Origin of the sequence: Mycobacterium sp. 23 (assembly GCF_048287075.1) — a bacterium.
Classification (GTDB): domain Bacteria; phylum Actinomycetota; class Actinomycetes; order Mycobacteriales; family Mycobacteriaceae; genus Mycobacterium; species Mycobacterium gordonae_B.
On record NZ_JBLVUX010000005.1, the window covers coordinates 83,149 to 106,540 of the forward strand.

Consider the following 23,392-nt stretch of genomic DNA (forward strand, 5'->3'; position numbering starts at 1 on the left):
GATGACCACGACGACCGATGCCGTGATCGGCTTGCTCGATTCGGAGCTGATAACAGATATTCGTGCCCACGCCGGTGCTTTGGACCGCGGCGAGGCCACGGCCCGCCGTAGCTTCCCCGGTCTGGGGGCCGCGGGTTTGTTGGGTGTCGGCGCCCCCGGCAACGCAGACGGCCGACTCGCCGAGATGGCTGACGTGATCAGGCTGATTTCCGGGGAGTGCATGAGCACCGGCTTCGCGGTCTGGGCGAATCGTATGGCTTTGGAGTATCTGCTCACCGCCGCAACACCTTTCAGTCTCGCAGCGGCGGAGCCGCTAGCGGCCGGGACGTCGTTGGGGGTGACCGGGATGGCGGCCGCCTTCAAAACGTTGGCCGGTTGCGGTCAATTGGAATTGACCGCTTCCCCGGCACCGGGCGGCTACAAGATCAGCGGTCCGATCCGGTGGGCGTCCAACCTGTACGACGATTCGTTGCTGGTCACTGCGGCCGCTACCGAAGACGGCGCGAAGGTGATCGTGACACTGCCCTTGAGTAGCCCCGGGGTCACTGTGGGTGATCACTTCAAATTGTTGGCGATGGACAGCACGGCTTCGTCCTATCTGGAATTGAAGGACGTTTTCGTCCCCGACGGGCAGGTGTTGTCCACCGACTTCGAAGGCTTTCTCGGTGCGGTCCGGCCCACTTTCCTTGTGTTGCAATCGGCCATGTGCGTCGGCCTGGCCGAGACGACAGTGAATCAGGCCAGGGCTGGACTCTCCGGTGTGAACTCGGTTTTCGCTGCTGAGGTCGACAAGATCGCGGAGCGGCTGGTCTGGGCGCAAACCACGTTGGCGCGTCTGGCCGGCGCGGTCGGGGGACAGCAGCCGCCCGCTAAGAAGGAGTTGCTGTCGCTGCGGCTGACTGCGGCCGAGATCGCCAGCGCCAGCGCCGCATTGGAAGTTCGCACTGCCGGCGGCAAGGGATACGCGAGCAAGACGCCGGCCAGCCGCCGTTACCGTGAGGCGGCGTTCATCCCAGTGCAGTCGCCGTCGGAAGCCCAATTGCGTTGGGAATTAGGCGGATGCGCTTGACGCCATTGGCGTCGTTCGAGGGTGCGGAGCCCGAGCACCTGGTTGGTGGGGTTCCGTTGGCCGCGTTGGTCCGCGACTACCACCTTCCGATGGTGAATTTCGCTCGCACGATGGTGAATTCACCGGCGATGGCCGAGGAGGCAGTACAGGAGGCGTGGGTACAGGTGCTCAGGTCCTCCGCGGCTTTCGAGGGCCGATCCTCGGTGGCGACCTGGCTGTTCGGGATCGTCAAGAACACGGCTTCGCGCCACCGGAGCCGCGAGTCGCGGATTCGCGAACACGAAGTGTTGGCCACCGGAGACGCCGACCCGCTGGCAGGACGGATGCATCCGCCCGGCCACCCGGATGCCGGGCACTGGAGTGTGCCGCCGTCGCAGCGATTCCTCCCGGAAGACCACACCGTGGCAAGCGAATTGGTGGGCTACGTGCGCGCCGCCCTGGACGCGCTGCCGGCACGGCAGCGACAACTGATCATCCTGCGCGATCTCATCGGCATGTCGTCGGAAGAAGCCTCAGAGGTTCTGGAACTCTCCCCGGACGCACAGCGGGCGTTGTTGTACCGCGCCCGGGGAAACCTGCGAAATCAATTGGAAAGGCGGTATCGACAATGACCGTCTACGACAACACCGTTCCCGCCATCGACTGCGTCGAGTTTGTCCGGCTGGTGGACGAACTCGTCGAGTCCGACCCAGAGCAGTGGGGAGCGATCGTGGCCAAACACCTCGAAGACTGCCCGCCATGCCTGGTGTACCTGCAGCAGATGCTCGACCTGAAGGTTCTGCTGAACCACGTCTTCGATGGCGAAAAACTCAGCGAGGGCCAGATTTCCGGGGTGATCGATGCGGTCACGACGTTTCGCGACGGTGAGGCATGAGTCGAAAACTGGGTCAGTAAACGAAGATTTCACGCAATCCTGCCCGTAGAGCTCGGCGCCGTCGTGGCCGCTCTGGGTGTGCTCGGAGCCGGCTTCGGCGTGACCGTCGGCGCGCCCACGGCCCAAGCGGACCCGCCTTATGCGAACTGCAAAGCGGCGGCCGCCGATGGGCGTTACAACATTCCTCGGGGGACTTGCCGTCTGCACCCAAGCTGGACCGTGATGGTGACGACGCTGCCTTCATCCACAGTTGATGCTTTGTCCACAGGTCGGCCTTTCCGTGCGGCGGGCGTCGATGCCGGCGACTAGAATTCGAAAGTATGTTCGACGATGTGGCACAGGCTGACGACGCAGCGGTGGTGGCGTTCGTGGCTGCGGCCACCCGCGATGAGGCTGTGGCCGCGGCACGCCGATTTTCCGCGATCGCCGAGCTGGTCGTTCGCCACGCGGTGGGCGCCACCGACCGCGGACGCTGGTCGTGCGACAACTGGGACGCCATCGCCGCTCAGGTCGCGGCGGCGCTGAATATCAGCCACAACCTGGCGTCGCATCAGATGTATCAGGCGGTGGCCCTGCGCCAGCGCCTGCCCGCGGTTTCAGCTCTGTTCGCCCAGGGCAGGCTGAGTTTGCGGCTGGTCACCACGATCATCTGGCACACCGAGTTGATCCAGGACCCCGCCGTCATGCGGGTGGTCGACGCCCTGCTGGCCAACGACGCCCTTCGCTATGGGGCGCTGTCGCAGCCCAAAACCGCCCGCGCCATCGATGCCCTGATCGAGCGCTACGACCCCGCCGCGGTGCGGCGTGCCCGGACCGGCGCACGCTCCCGCGACGTGGTCATCACTCCCGCCGAGGACGGCTCTGGCACCGCCCAGTTGTGGGGCACGCTGCTGGGCACCGATGCCGCGGTGCTCGATCGCCGGCTTTCCGAGATGCGCGCCGGGTATGTGACGCAGATCCGCGGACGGTCGCTCAGCGCCGCGCCGACGCCCTGGGTGCCCTGGCCGCCGGCGGGATTCACCTGGCCTGCCAATGCCCGGACCCCGGCTGCGCCGCTCGGGTTCCTGATGCTCGCGCCAGTGCGGTGGTTATCCACGTGATCGCTGAGCCCGCCACCGTTGACGCCCCACCGGATAACTGCCTCAACGGGGAAGAGCCCCGGCGGGTGGACCCCGCGGACCCGCTGCGCGAGCTGCCCGACCCCGACCCGCCGGCTATCTGCCTACCCCCAGCCCAGATCCTGGGCGGACACACCATCCCGGCCGCCCAATTGGCCGCGCTCATCGCCGCCGGAGCCCGCACTGCCGACCTCGACTACTGCCCCGAGCCCACCCCGGGTTACCGGCCCAGTGCGGCGCTGGCCCGCTTCATCCGCGCCCGCGACATGACCTGCCGCTTCCCGGGATGCGATTGCCCCGCCGACTTCTGCGACATCGATCATGCGATCGCCTACCCGTTCGGGCCCACTCACCGGGCCAACCTGCGCTGCCTGTGTCGAAAACACCACCTGCTCAAAACATTCTGGGGCGGCCTCCGCGGCTGGCGCGACCGCCAACTACCTGACGGCACCATCATCTGGACGGCGCCCACCGGCCATACCTACACCACTCGTCCCGGCAGCCGACTGCTCTATCCCACCCTCAGTGGACCCGACGTACCTCTGCCGGCCAGCCCCACACCACCGCAGTGTCAATCCCGCACTCTGATGATGCCTACCCGCACCCGCACCCGCGCCCAAGCCCGCCAAGCCCGCATCAACGCCGAACGGGCCCACAACCTCGCAGAACTCACCAAGCCCGAAACGACCGCCCAGGCCCCCCAACCCCAGCGCCCACCCTCGCCCGAAGACCCGCCGCCGTTCTAGTGGATCAACCAAACACATTGTGCGCCAGTGTATTACCAGCTAGATCTCATACGGCGGCGCCCTGCGACACGCGATGCCCAACCCAAAACGTAGAGTCTTTAGACCTCTACACCGACGACGTAACGACTCGTAGGATGAGGTCTGCAACGGCAAGGAGCATGGAATGTCAGCGGAACCAACAAAATACGGAATCCTGGTGGCGGTCGACGGCTCAGAGGAATCTGATGCGGCGATAACCTGGGCAACCCACGAGGCCGCTCTGCACCGGGTGCCGCTCACCCTGCTGCATGTTGTCGCCCCGATCGTGGTCGGCTGGCCGGTCGGGCAACTGTACAAAGACATGCCGGACTGGCAGCAAGACATCGCGGACAGCGTCCTTGCGCACGCCCGCAAAAAGGCGTCGGAAAGTGCCGAGGGCTCCGATGCTCCCGAGGTGCGCACCGAATTGGCTTATGCCAACGCGGTTTCCACACTCATCGAAGCGTCAAAGCAGGCGCAGCTGGTGGTCGTGGGAAGCCAGGGGATCGGCGCGCTGGGCCGCCTGCTGTTGGGCTCGGTCAGCTCGGCACTCGTCCAGCACGCTCATTGCCCGGTAGCCGTCATCCGTTCGGGAGAGGACACCGTCCCCGACGCCGGTAAAGCGGTGGTCGTAGGTATCGACGGGTCACCCGCATCGGAAGCCGCCACGGCCTGGGCGTTCGACGAGGCCTCGCGGCGAGGTGTCGACCTCATCGCTTTGCATGCCTGGAGTGACGTCGGAGTGTTTCCGGTACTCGGGATGGACTGGCAGGACCGGGAAAACCAGGGACAAGAGGTGCTCGCTGAACGCCTGGCCGGCTGGCAGGAGCAATACCCGGATGTGCACGTGCAGCGGTCGCTGGTGTGTGACACGCCCGCGAAATGGCTACTCGAGGCGTCCGATCAGGCGCAATTGGTGGTCGTCGGAAGTCGGGGTCGCGGGGGGTTCCCCGGCATGCTGCTGGGTTCGGTCAGCTCCGCGGTCGTCCATTCGGCCACAGTCCCGGTGATCGTGGTGCGTTCGTAGGCGACAAGGGCCTTTGGTCCCTGCCGGAAAGTGGCTTTCGACCGACGCTAACGGTGGCGCACGCTTTATAGCGTGGACGCATGACCTATGTGATCGGCAAGGAATGCCTGGACCTGGCTGAAAAGTCTTGCGTGCAGGAATGCCCCGTTGACTGCATTTATGAGGGCGACCGAACGATGTACATCAACCCGGAAGAGTGCGTCGACTGCGGCGCATGCAAACCGGCATGTCGCGTTGACGCCATCCACTGGGAAGGCGATCTCCCGGAGGACGAACTGCAGTTCCTCGACGAGAACGCCGCCTTCTTCCAGCAGAAACTCCCGGGCCGGGACGCGCCGCTGGGAACCCCGGGCGGCGCAAGCGCTCTCGGGCGAATCGGCGTCGACACCCCGCTGATCGCGGCAATGCCGGCAAACTGCTCCTGACCGGAGGTAGGGCGAAATGACTTCAGCAGCAACAGGAGCCGACAAGAACCTGGGCATCCTAGTCGGCGTGGACGGATCACCGGCCTCCAACGCTGCCGTCGTCTGGGCGGCCCGGGACGCCGAAATGAAGCACCTCCCACTGACGGTCGCTCACGTGGTGAATACGGACGTGGCTACCTGGCCGCCGATGCCGTTCCCGGAGACCTGGGCGGTATGGCAGGAAGACGAGGGACGCAAGGTCGTCGCCGAGGCGGTGAAGATCGCCGAGGAGGCGGTGTTGACCGACCGCAAACTGACCATCAAGACTGAGCTGGTGCATTCCACTCCGGTGTCCGCGATGATCGAGATGTCCAAGGACGCAGCCATTCTGGTGCTGGGCTCAGCCGGTAGGGGAGCGGTGGCGCGGCTGCTGCTCGGGTCCGTCAGTGCCAGCGTGGTACGGCACGCGGACTGCCCGGTGGCAATCGTCCACGACGAGGACCCGTTGATGCCCCACCCGTTACGGGCTCCCGTGCTGCTGGGCATCGACGGCTCACCAGCGTCCGAGGCCGCCACCGCAGTGGCGTTCGACGAGGCCTCGCGCCGCGGTGTGGAGCTCATCGCACTGCACGCGTGGAGCGACCTGGAAGTTGTTGAGCTGCCCGGTTTGGACTGGGACAAGGTGAAAGCGGAAGCCGAGATCACCCTCGCCGAGCGCTTGGCGGGTTGGCAGGAAACCTATCCCGACGTCAAGGTCTGCCGCGTGGTGGTCTGTGACCGCCCGGCACGGCAGCTCGTCGGGCGATCCGAGTCCGCGCAGCTCGTCGTGGTGGGCAGCCACGGTCGGGGCGCCCTGTCCGGCATGCTGCTCGGCTCGGTCAGCAACGCGATCGTCCACTCGGTCCGGATGCCGGTGATCGTCGCTCGCGCCTAGCGGGGGTTGAAAAACGGCCGTCGGGGAAACCCAGGACCCATGGCTGAATACAGAGTTATCGACCCACGGGGCGAAGTCGTTGCCACCAAAGAGATTGAAAGCGCCGAGGATGCGCACGCATGGTTCGTCGACTCCCGTGCCGACAACTCCGAGCTCGGTTGGCGCATGGAAGTGAACGCCGACGGGGACTGGGCGTTCTTCGACGACACCGAGGGTACGTCGAACTAGCGCCCGGTCACCCGGGTATGCGCCGTCAGCAATAACTGGTCGAACTCCGGCTGCGCTGCAACGGCGTGCCGCACGGCGCGGAAATCCTCGGTTATCTGTTCGGCCAGCGGCCGCAGCTTGACGTTGGACTCCTGGGACAACCACTTCAAAAGCTTGAAGGCGGCGTCGCCGTCGATGTCGTAAACCAGCATCAGCATGCCTTTGGCCTGCTCGATCCCAGCGCGGTTTTCGGCGATCTCGGCCAGACGTTCGGTGACCGCGTCCTGATCGGGTGTGGCCGACACGTCCACGTAGAAGCCGTGTGTCCCGATGACGGATCCGTGATCGTCGACGATGCGGTCGCCGACCACCACCACGTGGTGCACCCGCCCAGCGGTGTCGACGATGCGGTGACGAGTGCTGAAGGCCTTGTGGGTGTGCAGGATGTCGTCGATCGTTGCGGCGACCTGACCGCGGTCATCGGGATGCTTGTGCGTCAGCACCAGTTCGGTGGTCGGTGTGACGCTGCCGGGCTCATACCCGTGCATCTTCTCGACCTGCTCAGACCACTCCCAACGCTGATCGGCGAAATAGAACCGAAACGATCCCACCCGTTGCGGAGCACCGCCGGCCAGGGCTTCTTCGACGGCGGCCGTCTGGCCGTCGAGATCCCAGTTCATCGTGCATCGGCCTCCTCGGGTAGGTCCCGTTGCTTACCGCGGTGCGAGGCGGACGGCCGCGGCACATTCCAGCACCGCCGCGGCCGCCGCCCGCTCACCGCCGGTCAGGCATTGATGGCTTCGCGGTTCTCGCTGCGACCGACGGAGATCTTGCGGGGCTTCGCCTTTTCGGCCACCGGCACCCGCAACCGCAGGACCCCCTCGTCATAGGATGCGGCGATTCGTTCGGTGTCGAGGTTCTCGCCGAGCACCAACTGGCGGCTGAACACTCCCCGTGGCCTCTCCGAGGCCAGCATCTCCCGGTCGGGGTTGACCCCCGGTCGTTCCGCGCGGACTGTGACCACATTGCGTTCGATGTCGATGTCCAGCGAATCGGCTTCGATACCGGGCAGGTCGAATTCGACGACGAATTCCTCCCCTTCGCGCCAGGCGTCCATCGGCATGACCGCTGGGCGTGCGGCGGTCCCGAGCACTTGCTGGGCGAATCGGTCCAGTTCGCGGAACGGGTCGGTACGCATCAGCATGGCAGTCACCTCTTATCTCCAATCTTCTGTCTGAGGGGTTGGTTTCCTATGTCTAAGGACATAGATTTTGTATAACACTGTCGACAGTTCAGTGCAAGTGTGGTAGATAGGTTTTCTAGTAACAGCCGAGGAGATGCCCGATGACCGATCGTTCAGGCGACGTAGACCCGCCGGCGTCTGATCAGGGCGTGTACGGGATCTCGGTGGCGGCGGAACTCTCTGGCGTCGCGGTGCAGTCACTTCGCCTTTACGAGCGGTATGGGCTGCTCACACCGGCTCGCAGCGACGGGGGTACACGGCGTTACAGCGCAGATGACCTGGCGCGCCTGCGCCGTATCAGCGCGCTGGTCGAGGCCGGCGTCAACCTCGCCGGCATCGCCCGTATCCTCAGCCTGGAGGACGACAACGCGGAGCTCTCGGCGGCCAACAGCGATCTTCAGTCTGCCAACCGAACCCTACGTGGCGCCGTGAAACATACTGCTGGGCAAGAGAACTCGAAGACCTCGGCGCGAAAAGCGCGCAAGGGCTAGGCCACTACCCGGAATTGCCGCACGGTCGGGTCGGCCGGATCGGGCAGCGTCATCCCCGCGGCCACGCCGGACCGCAGGTAGTCGATCACGGCACCGTTGAGGCGTTCACCGGGGACCACCGCCGGAATGCCCGGCGGGTAGGGCGTGATCTGCTCAGCAGCGATCCGGCCCGCGGCCCTGGCCGCAGGCACCATTTCGGTGCGTCCGAAGAACGCGTCTCGGGGCAGCTGCACCGTTTCCAGCTGCAGCTCGGCGGGCGAGGGCAGCTGGATGGCCGGCGGCCGGTCGAAGTCGTCGGCGGCTTCGCGCCACTGACTCAGCGCCGCCACGAGTCGGTCGGCGCTCGCCTTATCGTCGGCGAACGACATGGTGGCGAGGATTCGCCGGTGATCGCTCAAGCCCAGGTCGAGTCGGCAGTTCTCCCGAAGCCAGTCCGCCGCTTGATAGCCGGACGTCCCAGTCGCGGAAACGTCCATCAACACCTGCGTGACGTCCAGGTCGCAGGATGCCTCCTCGCCCAGCAGTTCGTCTCCAAGTACCCGCACATCCGGGATTTCGGCGATCCGTGCCCGCAGGTCGCCCGCCAACTCGAGTTCGGCGCCCAGCAGATCGTGGCCTTGCTCGACCATCTGCCGTCGCCACCCGTCCAGGGCCGCGTAGACCATGACGTTGGGACTGGTGGTCATGAGCAGGTCGGCGCACGACGACAACAGGTCGCGGTCCACCAGATCGCCCTGCAGGTGAAACACCGAACCCTGCTCGAACCCGGCTCCCATTTTGTGCACGCTGACCACGCACACGTCGGCGCCCGCGTCCATGGCCCACGTCGGCAGGTTTTCATGGAAGGGCAGGTGCGCACCCCACGCCTCGTCGACGATCAGGGGTTTGCCCCGGGCGTGGCAGACATCGGCGATGGCCTCGATGTCGGCGCACGTGCCATAGGGGCTGGGACTGACGATCAGCGCCCCTGCGGCATCGGGATAACGCTCCCAGGCGTCCCGGACCTGCTGGGGCGACGGCGGGTGGGAAAAGTGCCGTTCCCGGTCCCAGCGGGGGGTGATCCATCGAGGCTGTACACCGGAGAAGACAAGGCCGGCGACGATCGACTTGTGACTGTCGCGGGGGACGAGCAGGCCGCCCACCGCTCCACCCGCTACCGCCAGCATCGCCGCCTTCACCGAAAGGGAACTGCCGCAGGTGGAGAAGAAGGCCGCGTCCGCGCCCACCGCATCGGCCATCAGTTCCTCCGCCCGGGCCAGGAATCCGCCGCGGGACTGCCGGTCATCCAAACCGCTACTGGCCAAAACGTCGTCGCGAAATGGCTCGCTTCCCAGCACATCGAGGACGCGGGGATCGGCGCCGCGCCCCTGCCGGTGGCCGGGCGGCGTGAAACCGTAACGGTCACGACGGTGATAGTCGCGCAGCGCGTCCAGTATCGGAGCCTGAGACTGGTCCATCCGCGCCGCATACCCGGTTTACCGGTCCCTATGCCGGGTATGGATTTCCCATGAGCCATCAGTCCCTGCGTGCCGTCGGCCTGGTGTGCAGCCTCAAACCAAGTTCATCGCCATCGAGCAGCGCTCTGATCGCCGAACACGTTGTCGGCGAACTGAAGAAGGCCGGCGTCGAGTGCGAACTGATCAGGGCTGTCGACTACGACATCGCTCCGGGCGTCGAGGACGACATGGGTGCCGGTGACCAATGGCCCGACATTCGGCGCAAGGTGCTCGACGCGGACATCCTGCTGATCAGCACCCCGATCTGGCTCGGGCATGCGTCCAGCGTGACCCAACGCGTGCTGGAACGCCTGGATGCCGAGTTGTCCAACACCGACGACGACGGGACGCCCGCCATGGTCGGCAAAGTGGCCATTGTCAGCGTGGTCGGCAACGAAGACGGCGCGCACAAAGTGGTCGCGGATCTTTTCCAGGGACTCAACGACATTGGCTTCAGCATCCCTGCGCAAGGTTGCACCTACTGGGTGGGTGCCGCTATGGAGTCAACCGACTACAGCGACCTCGACGAGGTGCCTGAACAAATCGCCTCTGCCACTGCTGCTGCCGCGCGGAATGCTGCTCATCTGGCCCGCACGCTCAGGACAACGCGCTATCCGCCATACGAAGCCTGAAGCATTCAGCCGCAAGGAGTTTCATGACCGAATTGACCAAGGAAAAGAACGGCGCGGGAGTGGCGGACCGCGCTCGGCAGGAAGCCGCGGAATACCGCGGCGACAATCCGCGCCCGCTGGGTGGATACTTCGCCGTACTGGTGATCTACTGCGCGCTGGTAGGCGCCACGACGCTGGTGGCGGTGGTCACCGGGCGCCGGCTACCCGTGCGGTGGAACGTGCAGGATCTGCTCACCGTGACGCTGGGCACCCATAAGTTGTCCCGCACCCTGACCAAGGACGCCGTCACCAGCCCGCTACGGGCGCCCTTCACCCGGTATGCCGGTACCGGCGGACCCGCCGAGGTGCACGAGGAGACGCGCAACGAGAGCCAGTTCCGGCACAGCATGGGCGAATTGCTCACATGCCCCTTCTGCCTCGATATGTGGGTGGCGACGGTGTTTGTGATCGGATTGGTCTTCGCGCCCCGGTTCACCCGCCTGGTCGCCGGCACGTTCACCGCACTGACCGGCGCCGATTTCCTCCAGCTCGGTTACGCGATAGCCCAACAGTGGGCCCAGAATCCCCGAGGTTCCTAAAGTCCGGAGGTGATGTCATGCCGAAGACGACCAAGAGCGGTGCCGCGAAGAAGGACGAGTTGCCTGGCACGCTGCGGCGTTCCAGCGCAAAGGCGCAACGTACTTTCGCCAAGGCCCACGACGCGGCCACCGAGCAGTACGGCAGCGAGGAGCGTGCTCACCGCGTCGCCTACGCCGCTGTGAAGCACAGCTACGAAAAGGTCGGCGACCACTGGGAAGCCAAGGACGAGAAGGGTCCCTCTGACGCGCACGCCGAACGCGGCGGCCTGAACAACCCCGTGCCGACGCAGGAGGGTGTCGACGCCAACGCCAGCAAGCAACACCTGATGGAGATCGCGCGCCGGCTTGATGTGCGCGGCCGGTCGACGATGACGAAATCGGAACTGGTGGAAGCCATCAAGAAATACAATCGCCGTGCGCAAAGGCGCTGAGCAGCCCGGCGCACAGCAGTATCTGCCGGCTGACCGGCGGCTGAGTTCGCTACAGCGGGCGGCAGGCGAATGCCGAGGCTGCACACTGTTCGAAAGCGCCACCCAGACCGTCTTCGGCGAAGGCAAACCCGAAGCGCCTCTGATGCTGGTCGGCGAACAGCCAGGCGATTATGAAGACCAGCAGGGAGTGCCATTCGTAGGACCTGCGGGACGGTTGCTGACTCAAGCCCTGCGCGATGCCGAGATCGACCCGTCGTTCACCTACCAGACCAACGCGGTCAAGCACTTCAAGTTCAAGCGAGTGGGCAAGCGGCGCATACACGAGAAGCCGGGCCGCATCGAGGTCGTCGCATGCCGGCCATGGTTGATCGCCGAGATCGAGTCGGTACGGCCGCAGGTCGTCCTGTGCCTTGGTGCCACTGCCGCACAATCGTTGCTGGGCAGCACATTTCGTGTAACCACGCAGCGCGGAGAATGGCTGCGATTGCCTGCGGCGCTGCAGGTGGAGCCCGAACCGATGCTGATGGCGACGATTCACCCGTCGGCGCTGCTGCGTGATCGCAGCGACCGGCGCAAGGAGAACTACGACGCGTTCGTCGAGGACCTGCGCCTGGCAAGTACCGGTCCGGCGGCTATGTTTCGGGAAAACCAGCCGGGGTAGTCGCAACTGATGAGTGTGCGCAGCGAAGAAACCAGCCAGGTGGACAGTGCAACACCTGTTCCGGTGGCTGAACCTACTCACGGCCGGGGTCGCCGGGGTGTGGTGAATTGGATACTGGCGGCGCTGACCGTGCCGGCCGCCGCGTTGGTCATGATCTTCGCGGTCGGCGCGGCGATGAGCATGGCCGCGTGTAGCACCGCACAGTGCCCCGACCTGGGGCCGGACGGCGTGGTGTACGGGGTGCTCTTCTACGGCGCTCCCGTGATCGCCGGGTTGACGATAATCGCCTCCTTCTTCACCGCGCTGCGGCGCCGTGGCTGGATCGTTCCCGTGGTCGCGCTCGCCCTGCTGGCGGCCGATTTCGCTACTATCGCGATCTTGTTCTGACGTTGAGCGCCAACGAGCTTCAGGGCGCGGTGTTGTTCGACATCGACGGCACCCTGGTTGATTCGAACTATCTGCACATCGACGCCTGGCAGCGCGCGTTCGGCGAAGTCGGCATCGACGTAGAGACATGGCGGATTCACCGATCCATCGGCATGGATGGTTCGACGCTGGTGAAGTCCTTGTCCGACAATGCGCCGGAGGAGACCCAGAAACGGTTGAAGGACTTGCATTCCCGCTACTACCGGGAAGTCGCGTCACTGTTGCATCCGTTGCCTGGCGCCCGCGAGCTGCTGCGCCGGGTCGCCGATCTGGGACTCAAGGTCGTGTTGGCGACTTCGGCGCCCGACGATGAACTGGAGTTGCTGCGCAAGGTCCTAGACTGTGACGATCTGGTTGCCGCGGTCACGTCGTCAGCCGATGTGGACACCGCGAAGCCCAAGCCCGACATCATCGAAATTGCGCTGGAACGTGGCGGCGTCACCGCGGAGCGCGCCGTCTTCGTCGGGGACGCCATCTGGGATGCCGAGGCCTGCTCACGCGCGAAGCTGTCCTGCATCGGGGTGCTCAGCGGCGGAGTGTCGGCCTCGGAGTTGCACGATGCCGGAGCGGCGCAGGTTTTTGAGAACGCCGAGAAGTTGCTTGCCAATATCGAGCAGACGCGGATCGCGACGCTGGCGGGGGAGTAGTCGCGGCGCAGCGGTCAATCTTGTCGAGGGCAAGCGAATGGGCCCAGTCCGTAACCGGTCTGGGCCCATTCTCGCATCAAGCTACTGGTTGGCCTTCTGGCGCTGCTCGGCTGCCTCGGCACCGCCACGGGCGGCTTCCGCTTCGGCTTCCTTCTTGGCTGCGTCACGCTGAGCGTCGGCCTTGTCCTGCTGAGCCTGACCCTCGCGCTTCACGTCGTCTCGGCCCGTGACTGCACCGATGACTTCCTTCGCCTTGCCTTTAACGCCCTCGACGACGCCCTCGACGCCCTCTTGCGGGCCACTCTTGTCCGACATGAATTCCTCCTGCATAACTTGCTCGCTTGCATGGCGACCTCGCGCTACGCTCTGCTGCGCTCGGCCAACAGGGGTCAGGACCAACTACCGCGTCGTTCCAAAGAACCCCCCGCAGCGTCAGAGTTTCCGAACCACCGACTCCTCAAACCTGTGGGCTGGCTCACGCCACAGCGCGAACTTCGTTTAGCGTCTAGGGATTTCGCTCATGTTTGAGCCCAGATATAACGGGCATACCCTGGTGCTGCCAGGACGCGAGGAGAGACGGATGATCACCGGCCGCCACACCATGGCGAGGATTGCGAATTTCGCGCGCGCCGGATATCCCAAAGACGTGCCGGCTACTGACGCCTTTGCTGTGTTGGCAGTGCTACCGCCGACGCCGTCACCAGTGCCGGGTCGCGACCGGCGCGCATAACCGTCCGATCCGGACGTATGAGCGCGGCCCAGGCGTGTCCGTCGCGCAGCCACGCCGCCAGTTCGCTGCCCGGGTCGGCTTCGATGACGGGCACGTTTCGCTCGCGCAGCATCTTTCCGGTAACCGGCGGCAACGGAGCGCGGGTGACCACCGAGAACCCGGCACCGGCCGCATCGTCTAAGCGTTTACCGTTGGGCAGCAACGGATTCGGGCAGAGCTGTCCGGCGAGCTGCCGGGGACGGCGGGATTTGTGTATCAGAGCGGAGCGGCGCAGCGCGGGCGTGGCGGAATCCACGATCTTGTTGCGCAGCCCGGGAATGAGTCCGGCCCGGGGCAGGACCGTGCGCCGGGTGAGGTCGCCAAGCCGGCCTCCGCCGGTCATCGACCAGCCGACGGTGAGCGCCAAGCGAATCAAGGCGCGGCAGTGCGGTTTACGCTCCTGTTGATAGCTGTCCAGGACGTCCGGCGACAGCGTGCCGTGGCACACCGCGGCGATCTTCCAGCTGAGGTTCATCGCGTCGCGCAGACCAGCGCCCATGCCCTGGCCGATGAAGGGGGGAGTGAGGTGTGCGGCGTCACCGAGAATGAAGATGTTGCCACGGCGCCATCGATCGGCGATCTGGGCCCGGAAGGTGTACTCGGCGACGCGCAACAGATCGAGTTCACTGTCGTCGACGTGACGGGTCCAGGGCGAGATGAGCGGACGAAGCGCACCCAGCGTGTCGAAGTCGCGGGCGCTTTCCCCGTCCAGCAATCGAAACTCCCAGCGGTAGCGGGATTCTCCGATGCGCATATAGGTGCCGGCCCGTGCCGGGTCGCATATCTGATAGACGCCTTCCCACTGCCTGAGGTCTGCCTCGGTAGCGACATCGACGACCAGCCACCGCTGTTCGAACTTCAAATCGCGCATGGCAGAGCCGATGTGGCGTCGCACGACGCTGTTCGCGCCATCGCAGCCCAACAGGTAGTCGGCATCGACCTGGTGAATGGTTCCGTCGGTCCGGTCGGTGTAGGTGATACGCGCACCGTTGCCGCGCGCCGAGATCGCCGTGACGTCGGCATTTCCGCGTAACTCCGCGTTCGGGTAGCGCTTGAGGTTGGCCCGTAACAAACCTTCGAGCTCTGGTTGGTCGAACATGTTCGCCTGGGGGTACCCGTGCGCGCTGTGATCGGGATTGCGATGAAATTCCGCGAAGACGTTGAACTTGTTGTCCAGCAGTCGAAGTCCGAGCGTCGGTCGAGAGATGGCCGCGAACTCCTCGGCAATGCCCAGGCGTGCGAGAACGCGGAAGATCTCGTCGTCGAGGTGCACCGCCCGCGGCTGCGGGTACACCCCGGGCCAGCGTTCGAGAATCAGGCTCTGGACTCCGTACTGTGCCAACAGCGTGGCGGCGGTGATGCCCGTCGGCCCGGCCCCGACGATCACCACGGGGATGTGCCGTATGGCGTTGGCGTTCATGCGTATCGAACGGAATTGCGTTGCGTCCCCAGGTCGATGGACCCGTCATCGGTGGCGACCGACGCTTCGACGACGTCACCATTCCGCAGATACTTCGGGTTGCCGGATTGACGCTTGAAGAAGGCCTTCCATTTGACGGCCGGCGGCAACAGGTTTCCGATGATCTCCACCGGCTTCGGCGGTGCGCTCAGCGCGGTGCCCACGGGTGTTCCGGTGAGGATCAGGTCGCCGGGTGCCAGTTCCTGAAACTGTGTCAGCGACTGCAGTGCCTGGAGTGGCCGGTACAGCATGTCGCCCTCGACGAGCGCGTTCTGGCGCTCCGCACCGTTGACCCGCAGCCGCAGTCGCAGATCCCCGAAGCGCTTCAGCTCGTCGGCGTCCAGCAGCACCAGCCGCGGGCCGACCGGGGTGAACGTCGGATAGGACTTGGCTTCGTAGAACTGCGTCTGCGGCAGCTGGATGTCGCGCGCCGACACGTCGTTCGTGACGACCAGACCGGCGACGAAGTCGGCGAGGTTGGCGTCGGAAATGCTGGTGCCGATCGTGATCGGGCGCCCGATCACCAAGCCGATCTCCACCTCGTAGTCCAGCAACTGCACGTGCGCGGGCTTGACGATGTCGGCGAACGGACCACAGATCGACGCAGACGCCTTGCGGAAAAAAGTCAGCGGAATCGACGTGGGGTCCATGCCCGCATCTCTGACGTGGGACTCGAAGTTCGTCATCTGCGCGACCACCCGGCATGGCCTCGTCACCGGTGAGAGCAGATCCAGGGTGTCCACGGGAACGCGGTCGGCGGCAGCCGCTGCGGCCTCGATCGCGGCCCGTTGCGAGAGCAGTTGCGCGGTGGTGGTGGCGTCGGTGGCGATCTTGGCGGCACCGGCCGCAGTCTCGACCCACCAGCCGTCGGTGGTGTGCAGTACGGAGATGGTCATGAGACAGACACTTTCAGTAGGCCGATCAGGCGGTTGAAGTCGAACTCATTACTTTGACGCAGCGCGCCGATCATCGAAGTCACCTCGTGGCGAGCCGATTTCGGGTCGGTGCCCAGGAAGTCGCGGGTGGCGGGAGGTCCCCACTGGGCCAATCCCGAAGCGGTCAACGGCGCCCACCCCGGTTCCAGGGTGTTGTCGAACATGTCTCCGTCGGTGAAGTGTTCGACCAGGAACCCGTCCGGATCGCGCCAGTAATCGAAGATCTGGCTGCCCTGGATGTGCCGGCCTATTCCCCATGAGCGCAGGTAGCCCCGCTCTTTGAGGAACTCGCCGCCGGCGGCCAGCGCGTCGAGATCGCTGACTTGATAAGCGGAATGCAGGTAGCGGTTGACCGGGCCGAGTGCCAACGCCAGCGTGTGGTGATCGGCCGGCGTCGACCCGCGATCGCACCGGATGAAGCTCATGGTCGGCCCCCGGTCACGCTGCCCGGGGAAGTACTGGAAGTCGCTGACGATCATCCCCAGGTTGTCCAGGTACCAGTTCAGCGACTGCAGATACTTCGTCGACTGCAGCACCAGGTGTCCCAACCGTTGTATCCGTGCCGGCACCCGGGGCGGACGCTGAGTTGCGTTGGTGCGCAATAATTCGCGACCGAAATTGAAGACCGGAGGCTGTTGGCCGGGCAGCTCGGGTAGCTCGTGCATCCCGGCTACGACCCGCACTCGCGTGCCGGTGGGGTCCGACAGATCGACCGACATGCCACCGATGGCTTCCGGCAACGGATGAGCGGCGGCGCCGGACTTGTCGGCAAGTCGCAACACATCCACCTCGTCGCAGGCGCGAAATGCCACGGCGGTGAATCGTGACCGCTGGCCGCGTCGCACGATCACGCACGGTGCGCCTGCGTCGGTGCCGCGCAACGTGATCTCGTCGGGTCCGTGGTGTGCGGTCTGGAATCCAAAGGCACGCGCGAAGGCCTCACAACGGGTGAGGTCGGGCTTCTCGAACTCCAGCCACGCGAGGTCGGCGACCTTGATCACCGGGTTGCGGGATCGGCCGCAATGCTCGTCGGGTCGGGCACCTTGCTCGCTGTGCAGGTCGCGGTGCGCTTCCGCCGGGGAGCCAAGCACATCCATCACCGCCTCTCATAAGTAACTGACGAAATCGTCACATACGCACAGGCCCGGAGTCAAGGATTTCTGACGAAATCATCAAATCTGAGGCATACTGCTGAGGTGGGGATGTCAGATGACGGCTCCAGCCGCTTGGAGCGACGCAAACAACGCACCCGCTCGGCACTGGTCAAAGCTGCGCAACGACTGATCGCCGAGGGCAAAGTCAACGTGCCCGTTCTGGAGATCACTCAGGCCGCCGACGTCGGAATGGGTTCGTTCTACAACCACTTTGACAGCAAGGAGCAGCTGTTCGAAGCCGCGGTGGCCGACGTGCTGGACGCCCACGGAGCGCTGCTGGACCGGCTGACCGAGTCCATCGAGGATCCGGCGGAGACGTTCGCGACCAGCTTCCGGCTCACCGGCCGGCTCTTCCGTCAGCGTCCGCAGGAGAGCGAGATCTTGCTGGCGAACGGACCGACGCTGCTGTGGTCGGATCGCGGTCTGGCGCCCCGGGCGCTGCGGGACATCAAGGCCGCTGCGGCCGCCGGCCGGTTCCAGACCGACGATCCGGAATTCTCGCTGGCCATCGCCGGTGGTGCGCTGCTGGGCCTCGGGGCGTTGTTGCGCAACGACCCGGAGCGGGACGGGGCACTGGCGGCCGACACGGCCACCGAAAACGTGCTGCGGCTGTTCGGAATGACCGCCGAGGAGGCGCACGCCGTCTGTCAACGGCCGCTGCCGGACTTCGCCGCGGATTAGTCAGCGCGATTCCTAGGCCGACCCGCGAGACCGCAATTGGCGATTCGGCATTGGATCAGGTGCGCGCTCTGGCCGGCGACGTCTTGATGACGATGATCGGCACGCGCGTCACAGCTAATCCGGCGGTGACCTGGCTGCTCACCACCGCAAGCTGAGCTTTCGTGGCGTGCTCCACCAGCTCCGGCGCCGGATCGGCCAGCGCGGGCACCTGCTGCACCGTGATGTCCGGATGCCGTTCGGTCCATCCGGCAAGCGCGGCCAGAGTCTCGTCGAGACCATGAGAGCCTTCAGGGGCATGTACGGCTATCAATCCCACTCCGCGCGTTGACGCTTCAAAGACTGCGATCTCCATAGCCAACTCCGCCTCCGGCGATCCGTCCACGCCCACCAGCACCGGCGCCGCGAGACTTTCCGGGCTGAGTTGGACGTCATCGTGGATGACGACGACCGGGCAGTGCGCGTGGTGGACCAGCGTCGAGCTGACCGAGCACAGCTGGTTTTCCGGTGTTGCGCTAATCCCGGGGCAGCCGACCACTACCAGGTCGGCGTGTTCCGACAGGTCGGCCAACGCAAATACGGGCGTGGCGCAGGGCATTTCGCATCGAACCCGAATTCCGGTGCCGACGGTTTGCAGAGCTTGGTCGAGCACCTCCTGCCCGCGCTGGCGTTGGCTGCGGGTCCGCGCGGCGTGAACCAGGGTGAGCGGTACCTCCCGCAGCGCCGCGTCGTGGGCGGCCCACTGAACGGCGATGGTGGAGCCGCGCGAGCCGTCGACACCCACGACGATCCCGAGATGCGTACCGCGGTCCGCCATGCCACCGCTCCTTCCGCTTCGCCTCGGAGGGTAGGTATCCGATGACGTCCGCGGATGGGCCATTGGTCACTGATGTAGTGGTCTTCTGGCCCTAACGGCGACCAGGGCGGCTCCGACGCCGAAGACCAGCGCGCGCAGCCAGGGAAAGCGTCCGTCGGGAGCGAAGCCGTCCGCCGCGAAGCACGCCAGGGCATAGGTGGTCATCGCCGCTCCGACCAGCAGCAGGGGTTCGGCCCAGCGTTCCGGGATAGGCACGGTCAGCACGGGCAGGGCGGCGGCGAAAAATCTTCGCCCCCAGAACAACAGCGTGATTTCGGCACCGGTCACGACGATCAGGATGGCGATCCACTCGAGACGGAACAGCCACCAGTCCGCCGTTCCCTCGGCTGGCTGCGGAAACAGTCCGGCCGGATAACCGACGACGGCCACCAGCACGACAGGCACCATGTGCCACAGGTACAGCGCCATCACGTTGTTGTTGACGACAGCCACCACCCGCCGCGCTCCCGAGGGGCGCAGTGCCCGGTTGAGGGCAGGAACCAGCGCGGTGCCAATGCCTATCTGCGCGCAACCGAACGCGAGCAACGCCACGGTCGGTGGCGTCGTGTTCTGCACCTGCTGGCCGGGCACGCCGATCATGCTGACCGGGTAATGCCCCCGCCACACCAGGAGCGCGAGTACGGCGCCTGACCCGGCGGCCAGCAATACCGGCCGCACGCCCGCCAACTGACCGGCCTGCCAGGCGATTCCGAGTTGATAAAACGCCCCCCAGCAGAACAGGTAGTTCAGCAGTCCGATGTGCGGAACGTGGTACGCCATCGTGGCGACGTCGACCAAGACGGCCGCGGCGGCCAACGCCACCGCTGCCCACAGGCCCCACCGCCGTTGGGCGGCAAGCGCAATGGGTGTCGAAGAAACCACCACCACGTAGACCGCCAGGAACCACAACTGCATCGCCACGGCCCAGCCCGCGTACTGCACCACCGAGCCGGCCTGGCCGGTCATCCGAAGCACGGCCACCACGGTCAGAATCACGCCGACGTAGACCGCCGTCGGACCCAGAACTCGCGCCAACCGGTGCCGCAGCCAGTTCTGGCGCGAGAAGCCCTCGTCGCCGCGCCGGTGCGCCCAGGACACCGCTGTGGCGTAGCCGGCCACCATGAAGAAGGTCGGCACGGCCTGGAAACCCCACGTCAACCATTGCGTCCAGGGCTGGTCGACGAGCGGGTTCTGGCGGCCGAACCGTCCGTCGTGGTAGGTCACCGAGGACGCCAGCCAGTGCCCCAGCACGATCAGGATGACCCCGGATGCCCGCAGGAAGTCGACCGCGACATTGCGGGCGGGTCGATTGGCATCCCGATGGTCCATCAGCGCGAGGTTACCCGGCACAATGAGCGCATGAGACCCGCGCGCCTTGCAGATCTGACGGTCGGACGGCTCGGGCTGGGCGCCATGGGGATGTCCGTGGCGTACGCCGGGGCCGGTAGCGACGAAGCCGAGTCGATCCGCACCGTTCACCGCGCCCTGGACCTCGGGGTGACCTTGATCGACACCGCCGAGGTGTACGGCCCCTATGCCAACGAAGAACTGCTCGCACGGGCGTTGCAGGGCCGCCGGGACGCGGTGGTGCTGGCAAGCAAGTTCGGCATGATCTCGCACACCGGCCGCAACGGCCTCGACAGCAGTCCCGCCAATATCCGCATCGCCGTTGACGGTTCACTGCAGCGCCTGCAGACCGACCACATCGACCTCTACTATCAGCACCGCCTGGACCGCGACACTCCCATCGAAGACACGGTGGGGGCTCTCTCAGAGTTGGTGCAAGCCGGCAAGATCCGGCATATCGGGCTCTCCGAGGTAGGTGTGCGGACCATCCGGCGTGCCCATGCGGTACACCCGATCACCGCCGTGCAGTCTGAATACTCGCTATGGACGCGCGATCCCGAAGATGCGGTACTCCCGGCACTGCGCGAACTGGGCATCGGGTTCGTGGCCTATTCCCCGCTGGGACGTGGGTTCCTCACCGGGGCAATCCGTTCCGCCGAAGGGATACCCGACACCGACTTCCGCAAGACGAATCCCCGCTTCACCGGGGAGAACTTCGACCACAACCTGCGCAGTGCCGACGAGTTACGGAGCATCGCCGACGACGTCGGGGCCACTCCGGCGCAGGTCGCGTTGGCCTGGCTGCTGGCGAAAGGGCCCGACATCGTGCCCATCCCGGGAACCAAACGCGTTGCGCGCCTTGAGGAGAACGTCGGTGCTGACGCTGTGCAGCTGTCCGCGGAACAGCTGGGCAGGCTCGACGCTCTCACACCGGCGGCGGGTGAGCACCACAGCGCGGCGCAGCTGCAATGGATTGACCGCGATTAGATCTTGCGGACCAGGGCCGCTGCGCGTACGTCCTCACCGACGGTGAAATCCATGCGCACGGCGTCACCGCTGCGTTCGGAACGGATGGTCAGCGCCTCGCCGTATTTGATCGGACTGCGGTACTCCAGCACCGCGCGGTACGGGTTGTTCTCCAGCTCGGGGAACTCGGCGAGTACCTCGTGTACGCCATGCCAGTAGATGGTGTTGTTGACGTGCTCGAAAAGGTCGATATCGGTGCGGCGCAGCGGAAATGGAGTCTCGGCACCGGCCTGGACGTGTTCGGCGATCCACGGGCGCCACTTGAGCCGATGATTGTCGGTGGTGCTGCCGAAGCGCTCGACGCAGTCATCGGTGAGCCGCGACGGTGTCAACGTGTCCTTGTTCATGCAGATCCAGAAACCTTGCGTCTCGATGCGCCCGCCCTGGTCACCCTCGAGTTGCACCCGCATATCACACCATCGGCTGGACAGTCCCGCGCACCAGCGGCGCAGGGTGATCTCGCTCGGGATTTCGATAGGTTCCAGAACATCGATCACCGTGCGCAACACGATCCAGTGCGGATGGACCTCGGCCAGCCCGGCATCGGCCAGATGCAGGGCGCCCGCCTCCTGGATGTAGCGGGCGACTCCGTCCAGCCGCAGTCGACGGTGCTCGTCGATATCCGATGTGGCCAGCCGCCAACCGGTTTGGAAGACGTAACCCTCGTCGGGGACTGCCACCAGCGGCTCATCGGCCTCAGGGTTGTGGGGCACGGGTTCTCCTTCTCAGGCGTCACTGAGCAGCTTTTCCAGCTGCTCACTGGCCGTGTCCAGCTTCTTCTGAAACATCGACACCACCCGGTCACGCAACCGTGGCTTGTGTGACAACGGCGGCAGCAACTCGGCGAGCAGATTCAATCGTGCCGAACTGAGCCAGTCGGTCAGCTCCGGGTCGTCGAGCCAGCGAGCGAAATTGCGGAGGTCGGAATGAGTCAGGCGCAGCCAGTCGACATCGCGATCAGGGTGCGGAATCGGCGGGCAGAGTTCGTTTTTCAGCGTGTCCCCGGCGTAGGCGAACTCGACGTGCGCGATGAACGCGGCGCTGAACACCTGCTGACAGCCACGGACCGCCTGCAGGGTCATCCGGTCGCCGTCGAAGACGGGCACCGCGGGTCGCTCCGGGGCGCCGTCCGCGGTGCAGTCGATGTAGAGGGCCGACGGCGAGGAGGTGATGGATCCCTCGTCCAGCACGATGGCGGTGGGCTCGATGCGCTGGACGTGACCCATCCTGACCACATCGTCGATGCGGCGCAGCTGCTCGAACTCCTGCTCTGACACCGTCGCGCAGCGATACATGCGCGGGCGGACCGAGGGGTCCAGACGAAGCAGCGTGCCGGCCGCCTCCAACCGGTCGAAGAGGTCCTCGATCGATGTGGCTGCTTCGATCGCCTCCAGAGTCGCGCCGTAGTTGTCCCGGAACCGCTTGATGAAAGACGGTCCCGGCTGCAGCGTCGCCCGGTCCATCAACCACGAATCTCGCGGTTTGATCCAGGTCAGTCGGCCGGCGTCCACGCCGTGTCGCAGCAACCACAGGCACACGTCCATGCCCGTCTTGCCCGCGCCGACCACCACGTAGCGCTCCCGCGTGCCGTACTTGGGCAGGTCGTTCGGGGGAATGCAGTCGACCCCCGGGGCCACGGCGTAGGGGGCCGGGCGCATGGACGGCACGATGGCACGCAGGTAGCTGGCGTCGACGATGCGGCGCTGCACGTTGACGGCGAACTCGGCGCCGGCCAGCGTGCGGAAGCGGCCGTCGCCCAGATATTCGGACATCGGAAAGTATTCGACGCGGCCCGTGGGCAGGAACTGCTGCTGCATGACGGCGTCGAAATAGGCGCAGACTTCGCCGACGGGGGCCAGTTCGTTGAGCCCCTGATTCCAGCCCACGGAGTCAATGGTGTTGTTGCCCAGCGCCCTTGAGTTGACGCCGTAGTAGGCCGACGGCTGGTGCAGTCGCACAAAAGGGTAGGCCGTGGTCCAGTGTCCACCCGGTTGATGGGCCCGGTCGACGATGACGACCCGCGCGTCGGATTCGGTGATGACGGTGTCGGTAAACGCCATCCCCATGGCGCCCGCACCGATGACGAGGTAGTCGGTGTCCAAACTGTGGACACTCATTGCGGCTGCTCTCTCATGGGCCCACGATAGTGCCTGTCAAATGGACCGT

General features: G+C 65.5%; 27 protein-coding genes and 1 pseudogene. 17 read left to right on the forward strand and 11 right to left on the reverse strand.

Going from position 1 to position 23,392, the window contains the following annotated elements:
* Position 1: 1 nt before the first annotated feature.
* The 8 genes and pseudogenes from ACNQS7_RS01720 (at position 2) to ACNQS7_RS01755 (ending at position 6,418) form a co-directional block, all read left to right on the forward strand.
* Complete coding sequence (locus ACNQS7_RS01720) at positions 2 to 1,069, forward strand: acyl-CoA dehydrogenase (protein ID WP_418011167.1); 1,068 nt, start codon at positions 2 to 4, stop codon at positions 1,067 to 1,069.
* Positions 1,060 to 1,680, forward strand: coding sequence for an RNA polymerase sigma factor (locus ACNQS7_RS01725; RefSeq protein WP_418011168.1), 621 nt, complete (start codon positions 1,060 to 1,062; stop codon positions 1,678 to 1,680). The genes ACNQS7_RS01720 and ACNQS7_RS01725 overlap by 10 nt, the downstream gene beginning before the upstream one ends.
* Positions 1,677 to 1,943 carry a hypothetical protein gene (locus ACNQS7_RS01730; protein WP_418011169.1) on the forward strand — a complete coding sequence of 89 codons (267 nt, stop codon included), beginning with the start codon at positions 1,677 to 1,679 and terminating at the stop codon, positions 1,941 to 1,943. The genes ACNQS7_RS01725 and ACNQS7_RS01730 overlap by 4 nt, the downstream gene beginning before the upstream one ends.
* Positions 1,944 to 2,263: 320 nt before the next feature.
* Positions 2,264 to 3,807, forward strand: a pseudogene (locus ACNQS7_RS01735) (DUF222 domain-containing protein).
* Positions 3,808 to 3,970: 163 nt separating this feature from the next.
* Positions 3,971 to 4,852: a universal stress protein gene (locus tag ACNQS7_RS01740; protein WP_418011170.1), complete on the forward strand. Its 882-nt coding sequence runs from the start codon at positions 3,971 to 3,973 to the stop codon at positions 4,850 to 4,852.
* A gap of 80 nt (positions 4,853 to 4,932) precedes the next feature.
* On the forward strand, positions 4,933 to 5,277 hold the full coding sequence (fdxA, locus tag ACNQS7_RS01745; protein WP_418011171.1) for a ferredoxin: 345 nt from the start codon (positions 4,933 to 4,935) through the stop codon (positions 5,275 to 5,277).
* 16 nt (positions 5,278 to 5,293) lie between these two features.
* Positions 5,294 to 6,190 carry a universal stress protein gene (locus ACNQS7_RS01750; RefSeq protein ID WP_418011172.1) on the forward strand — a complete coding sequence of 299 codons (897 nt, stop codon included), beginning with the start codon at positions 5,294 to 5,296 and terminating at the stop codon, positions 6,188 to 6,190.
* 39 nt (positions 6,191 to 6,229) lie between these two features.
* Positions 6,230 to 6,418 (forward strand): hypothetical protein, encoded by a 189-nt coding sequence (locus tag ACNQS7_RS01755; protein ID WP_055580927.1) that lies wholly within the window; start codon positions 6,230 to 6,232, stop codon positions 6,416 to 6,418.
* Here ACNQS7_RS01755 and ACNQS7_RS01760 read toward each other — a convergent pair.
* On the reverse strand, positions 6,415 to 7,077 hold the full coding sequence (locus ACNQS7_RS01760) for a PAS and ANTAR domain-containing protein (protein WP_418011173.1): 663 nt from the start codon (positions 7,075 to 7,077) through the stop codon (positions 6,415 to 6,417). The two genes, ACNQS7_RS01755 and ACNQS7_RS01760, sit on opposite strands and share 4 nt — an antisense overlap.
* A gap of 104 nt (positions 7,078 to 7,181) precedes the next feature.
* Entirely contained in the window at positions 7,182 to 7,601 is a 420-nt protein-coding gene (locus ACNQS7_RS01765; RefSeq protein ID WP_418011174.1) for an Hsp20/alpha crystallin family protein, read from the reverse strand.
* 140 nt (positions 7,602 to 7,741) lie between these two features.
* Between ACNQS7_RS01765 and ACNQS7_RS01770 the strand changes: the two genes are divergently transcribed.
* Positions 7,742 to 8,131 carry a MerR family transcriptional regulator gene (locus ACNQS7_RS01770; RefSeq protein WP_418011175.1) on the forward strand — a complete coding sequence of 130 codons (390 nt, stop codon included), beginning with the start codon at positions 7,742 to 7,744 and terminating at the stop codon, positions 8,129 to 8,131.
* On the opposite strand, the gene ACNQS7_RS01775 is transcribed toward ACNQS7_RS01770, so the two are convergent.
* The gene (locus tag ACNQS7_RS01775) at positions 8,128 to 9,588 is read right to left on the reverse strand and encodes an aminotransferase class I/II-fold pyridoxal phosphate-dependent enzyme (protein WP_418011176.1); all 1,461 of its coding nucleotides are present in this window, start codon (positions 9,586 to 9,588) and stop codon (positions 8,128 to 8,130) included. The genes ACNQS7_RS01770 and ACNQS7_RS01775 overlap by 4 nt on opposite strands.
* Before the next feature lie 50 nt (positions 9,589 to 9,638).
* Here ACNQS7_RS01775 and ACNQS7_RS01780 point away from each other — a divergent pair, with 50 nt between their 5' ends.
* The 6 genes from ACNQS7_RS01780 to ACNQS7_RS01805 are packed head-to-tail and all read left to right on the forward strand — an operon-like array spanning position 9,639 to position 13,002.
* Positions 9,639 to 10,259, forward strand: a complete 621-nt coding sequence (locus ACNQS7_RS01780; RefSeq protein WP_418011177.1) for a flavodoxin family protein — start codon at positions 9,639 to 9,641, stop codon at positions 10,257 to 10,259.
* 23 nt (positions 10,260 to 10,282) lie between these two features.
* Positions 10,283 to 10,837, forward strand: a complete 555-nt coding sequence (locus ACNQS7_RS01785; RefSeq protein ID WP_418011178.1) for a DUF1360 domain-containing protein — start codon at positions 10,283 to 10,285, stop codon at positions 10,835 to 10,837.
* A 17-nt stretch (positions 10,838 to 10,854) separates the two neighbouring features.
* Entirely contained in the window at positions 10,855 to 11,268 is a 414-nt protein-coding gene (locus ACNQS7_RS01790; RefSeq protein ID WP_418011179.1) for a ChaB family protein, read from the forward strand.
* The gene (locus ACNQS7_RS01795; RefSeq protein WP_418011180.1) at positions 11,252 to 11,929 is read left to right on the forward strand and encodes a UdgX family uracil-DNA binding protein; all 678 of its coding nucleotides are present in this window, start codon (positions 11,252 to 11,254) and stop codon (positions 11,927 to 11,929) included. The genes ACNQS7_RS01790 and ACNQS7_RS01795 overlap by 17 nt, the downstream gene beginning before the upstream one ends.
* A 9-nt stretch (positions 11,930 to 11,938) precedes the next feature.
* Positions 11,939 to 12,316 (forward strand): hypothetical protein, encoded by a 378-nt coding sequence (locus ACNQS7_RS01800; protein WP_418011181.1) that lies wholly within the window; start codon positions 11,939 to 11,941, stop codon positions 12,314 to 12,316.
* Between the two features lie 2 nt (positions 12,317 to 12,318).
* Entirely contained in the window at positions 12,319 to 13,002 is a 684-nt protein-coding gene (locus tag ACNQS7_RS01805; protein ID WP_418011182.1) for an HAD family hydrolase, read from the forward strand.
* Positions 13,003 to 13,083: 81 nt separating this feature from the next.
* Here ACNQS7_RS01805 and ACNQS7_RS01810 read toward each other — a convergent pair whose 3' ends face one another.
* From ACNQS7_RS01810 to ACNQS7_RS01825, 4 genes are all read right to left on the reverse strand, one after another.
* Complete coding sequence (locus ACNQS7_RS01810) at positions 13,084 to 13,317, reverse strand: general stress protein CsbD (RefSeq protein WP_055580950.1); 234 nt, start codon at positions 13,315 to 13,317, stop codon at positions 13,084 to 13,086.
* Between the two features lie 338 nt (positions 13,318 to 13,655).
* Positions 13,656 to 15,191, reverse strand: a complete 1,536-nt coding sequence (locus ACNQS7_RS01815; RefSeq protein ID WP_418011183.1) for a bifunctional 3-(3-hydroxy-phenyl)propionate/3-hydroxycinnamic acid hydroxylase — start codon at positions 15,189 to 15,191, stop codon at positions 13,656 to 13,658.
* Positions 15,188 to 16,126: a fumarylacetoacetate hydrolase family protein gene (locus ACNQS7_RS01820; RefSeq protein WP_418011184.1), complete on the reverse strand. Its 939-nt coding sequence runs from the start codon at positions 16,124 to 16,126 to the stop codon at positions 15,188 to 15,190. Before ACNQS7_RS01820 ends, ACNQS7_RS01815 begins: the two co-directional genes overlap by 4 nt.
* Positions 16,123 to 17,262, reverse strand: a complete 1,140-nt coding sequence (locus ACNQS7_RS01825; RefSeq protein ID WP_418015848.1) for a VOC family protein — start codon at positions 17,260 to 17,262, stop codon at positions 16,123 to 16,125. The genes ACNQS7_RS01820 and ACNQS7_RS01825 overlap by 4 nt, the downstream gene beginning before the upstream one ends.
* A 105-nt stretch (positions 17,263 to 17,367) precedes the next feature.
* Here ACNQS7_RS01825 and ACNQS7_RS01830 point away from each other — a divergent pair, with 105 nt between their 5' ends.
* Positions 17,368 to 18,000, forward strand: coding sequence for a TetR/AcrR family transcriptional regulator (locus ACNQS7_RS01830; RefSeq protein WP_082658897.1), 633 nt, complete (start codon positions 17,368 to 17,370; stop codon positions 17,998 to 18,000).
* 55 nt (positions 18,001 to 18,055) lie between these two features.
* Here ACNQS7_RS01830 and ACNQS7_RS01835 read toward each other — a convergent pair whose 3' ends face one another.
* Both ACNQS7_RS01835 and ACNQS7_RS01840 read right to left on the reverse strand, forming a co-directional pair.
* Positions 18,056 to 18,814, reverse strand: a complete 759-nt coding sequence (locus tag ACNQS7_RS01835) for a universal stress protein (protein ID WP_418011185.1) — start codon at positions 18,812 to 18,814, stop codon at positions 18,056 to 18,058.
* A gap of 66 nt (positions 18,815 to 18,880) precedes the next feature.
* Positions 18,881 to 20,182, reverse strand: coding sequence for an acyltransferase family protein (locus ACNQS7_RS01840; protein WP_418011186.1), 1,302 nt, complete (start codon positions 20,180 to 20,182; stop codon positions 18,881 to 18,883).
* Between the two features lie 30 nt (positions 20,183 to 20,212).
* On the opposite strand from ACNQS7_RS01840, the gene ACNQS7_RS01845 reads away from it, so the two are divergent.
* Complete coding sequence (locus tag ACNQS7_RS01845) at positions 20,213 to 21,187, forward strand: aldo/keto reductase (protein WP_418011187.1); 975 nt, start codon at positions 20,213 to 20,215, stop codon at positions 21,185 to 21,187.
* Here the strand turns inward: ACNQS7_RS01845 and ACNQS7_RS01850 are convergent.
* Positions 21,184 to 21,939, reverse strand: a complete 756-nt coding sequence (locus ACNQS7_RS01850) for an acyl-[acyl-carrier-protein] thioesterase (protein ID WP_418011188.1) — start codon at positions 21,937 to 21,939, stop codon at positions 21,184 to 21,186. The genes ACNQS7_RS01845 and ACNQS7_RS01850 overlap by 4 nt on opposite strands.
* Before the next feature lie 12 nt (positions 21,940 to 21,951).
* Positions 21,952 to 23,343 (reverse strand): NAD(P)-binding protein, encoded by a 1,392-nt coding sequence (locus ACNQS7_RS01855; protein WP_418011189.1) that lies wholly within the window; start codon positions 23,341 to 23,343, stop codon positions 21,952 to 21,954.
* Positions 23,344 to 23,392 lie beyond the last annotated feature (49 nt).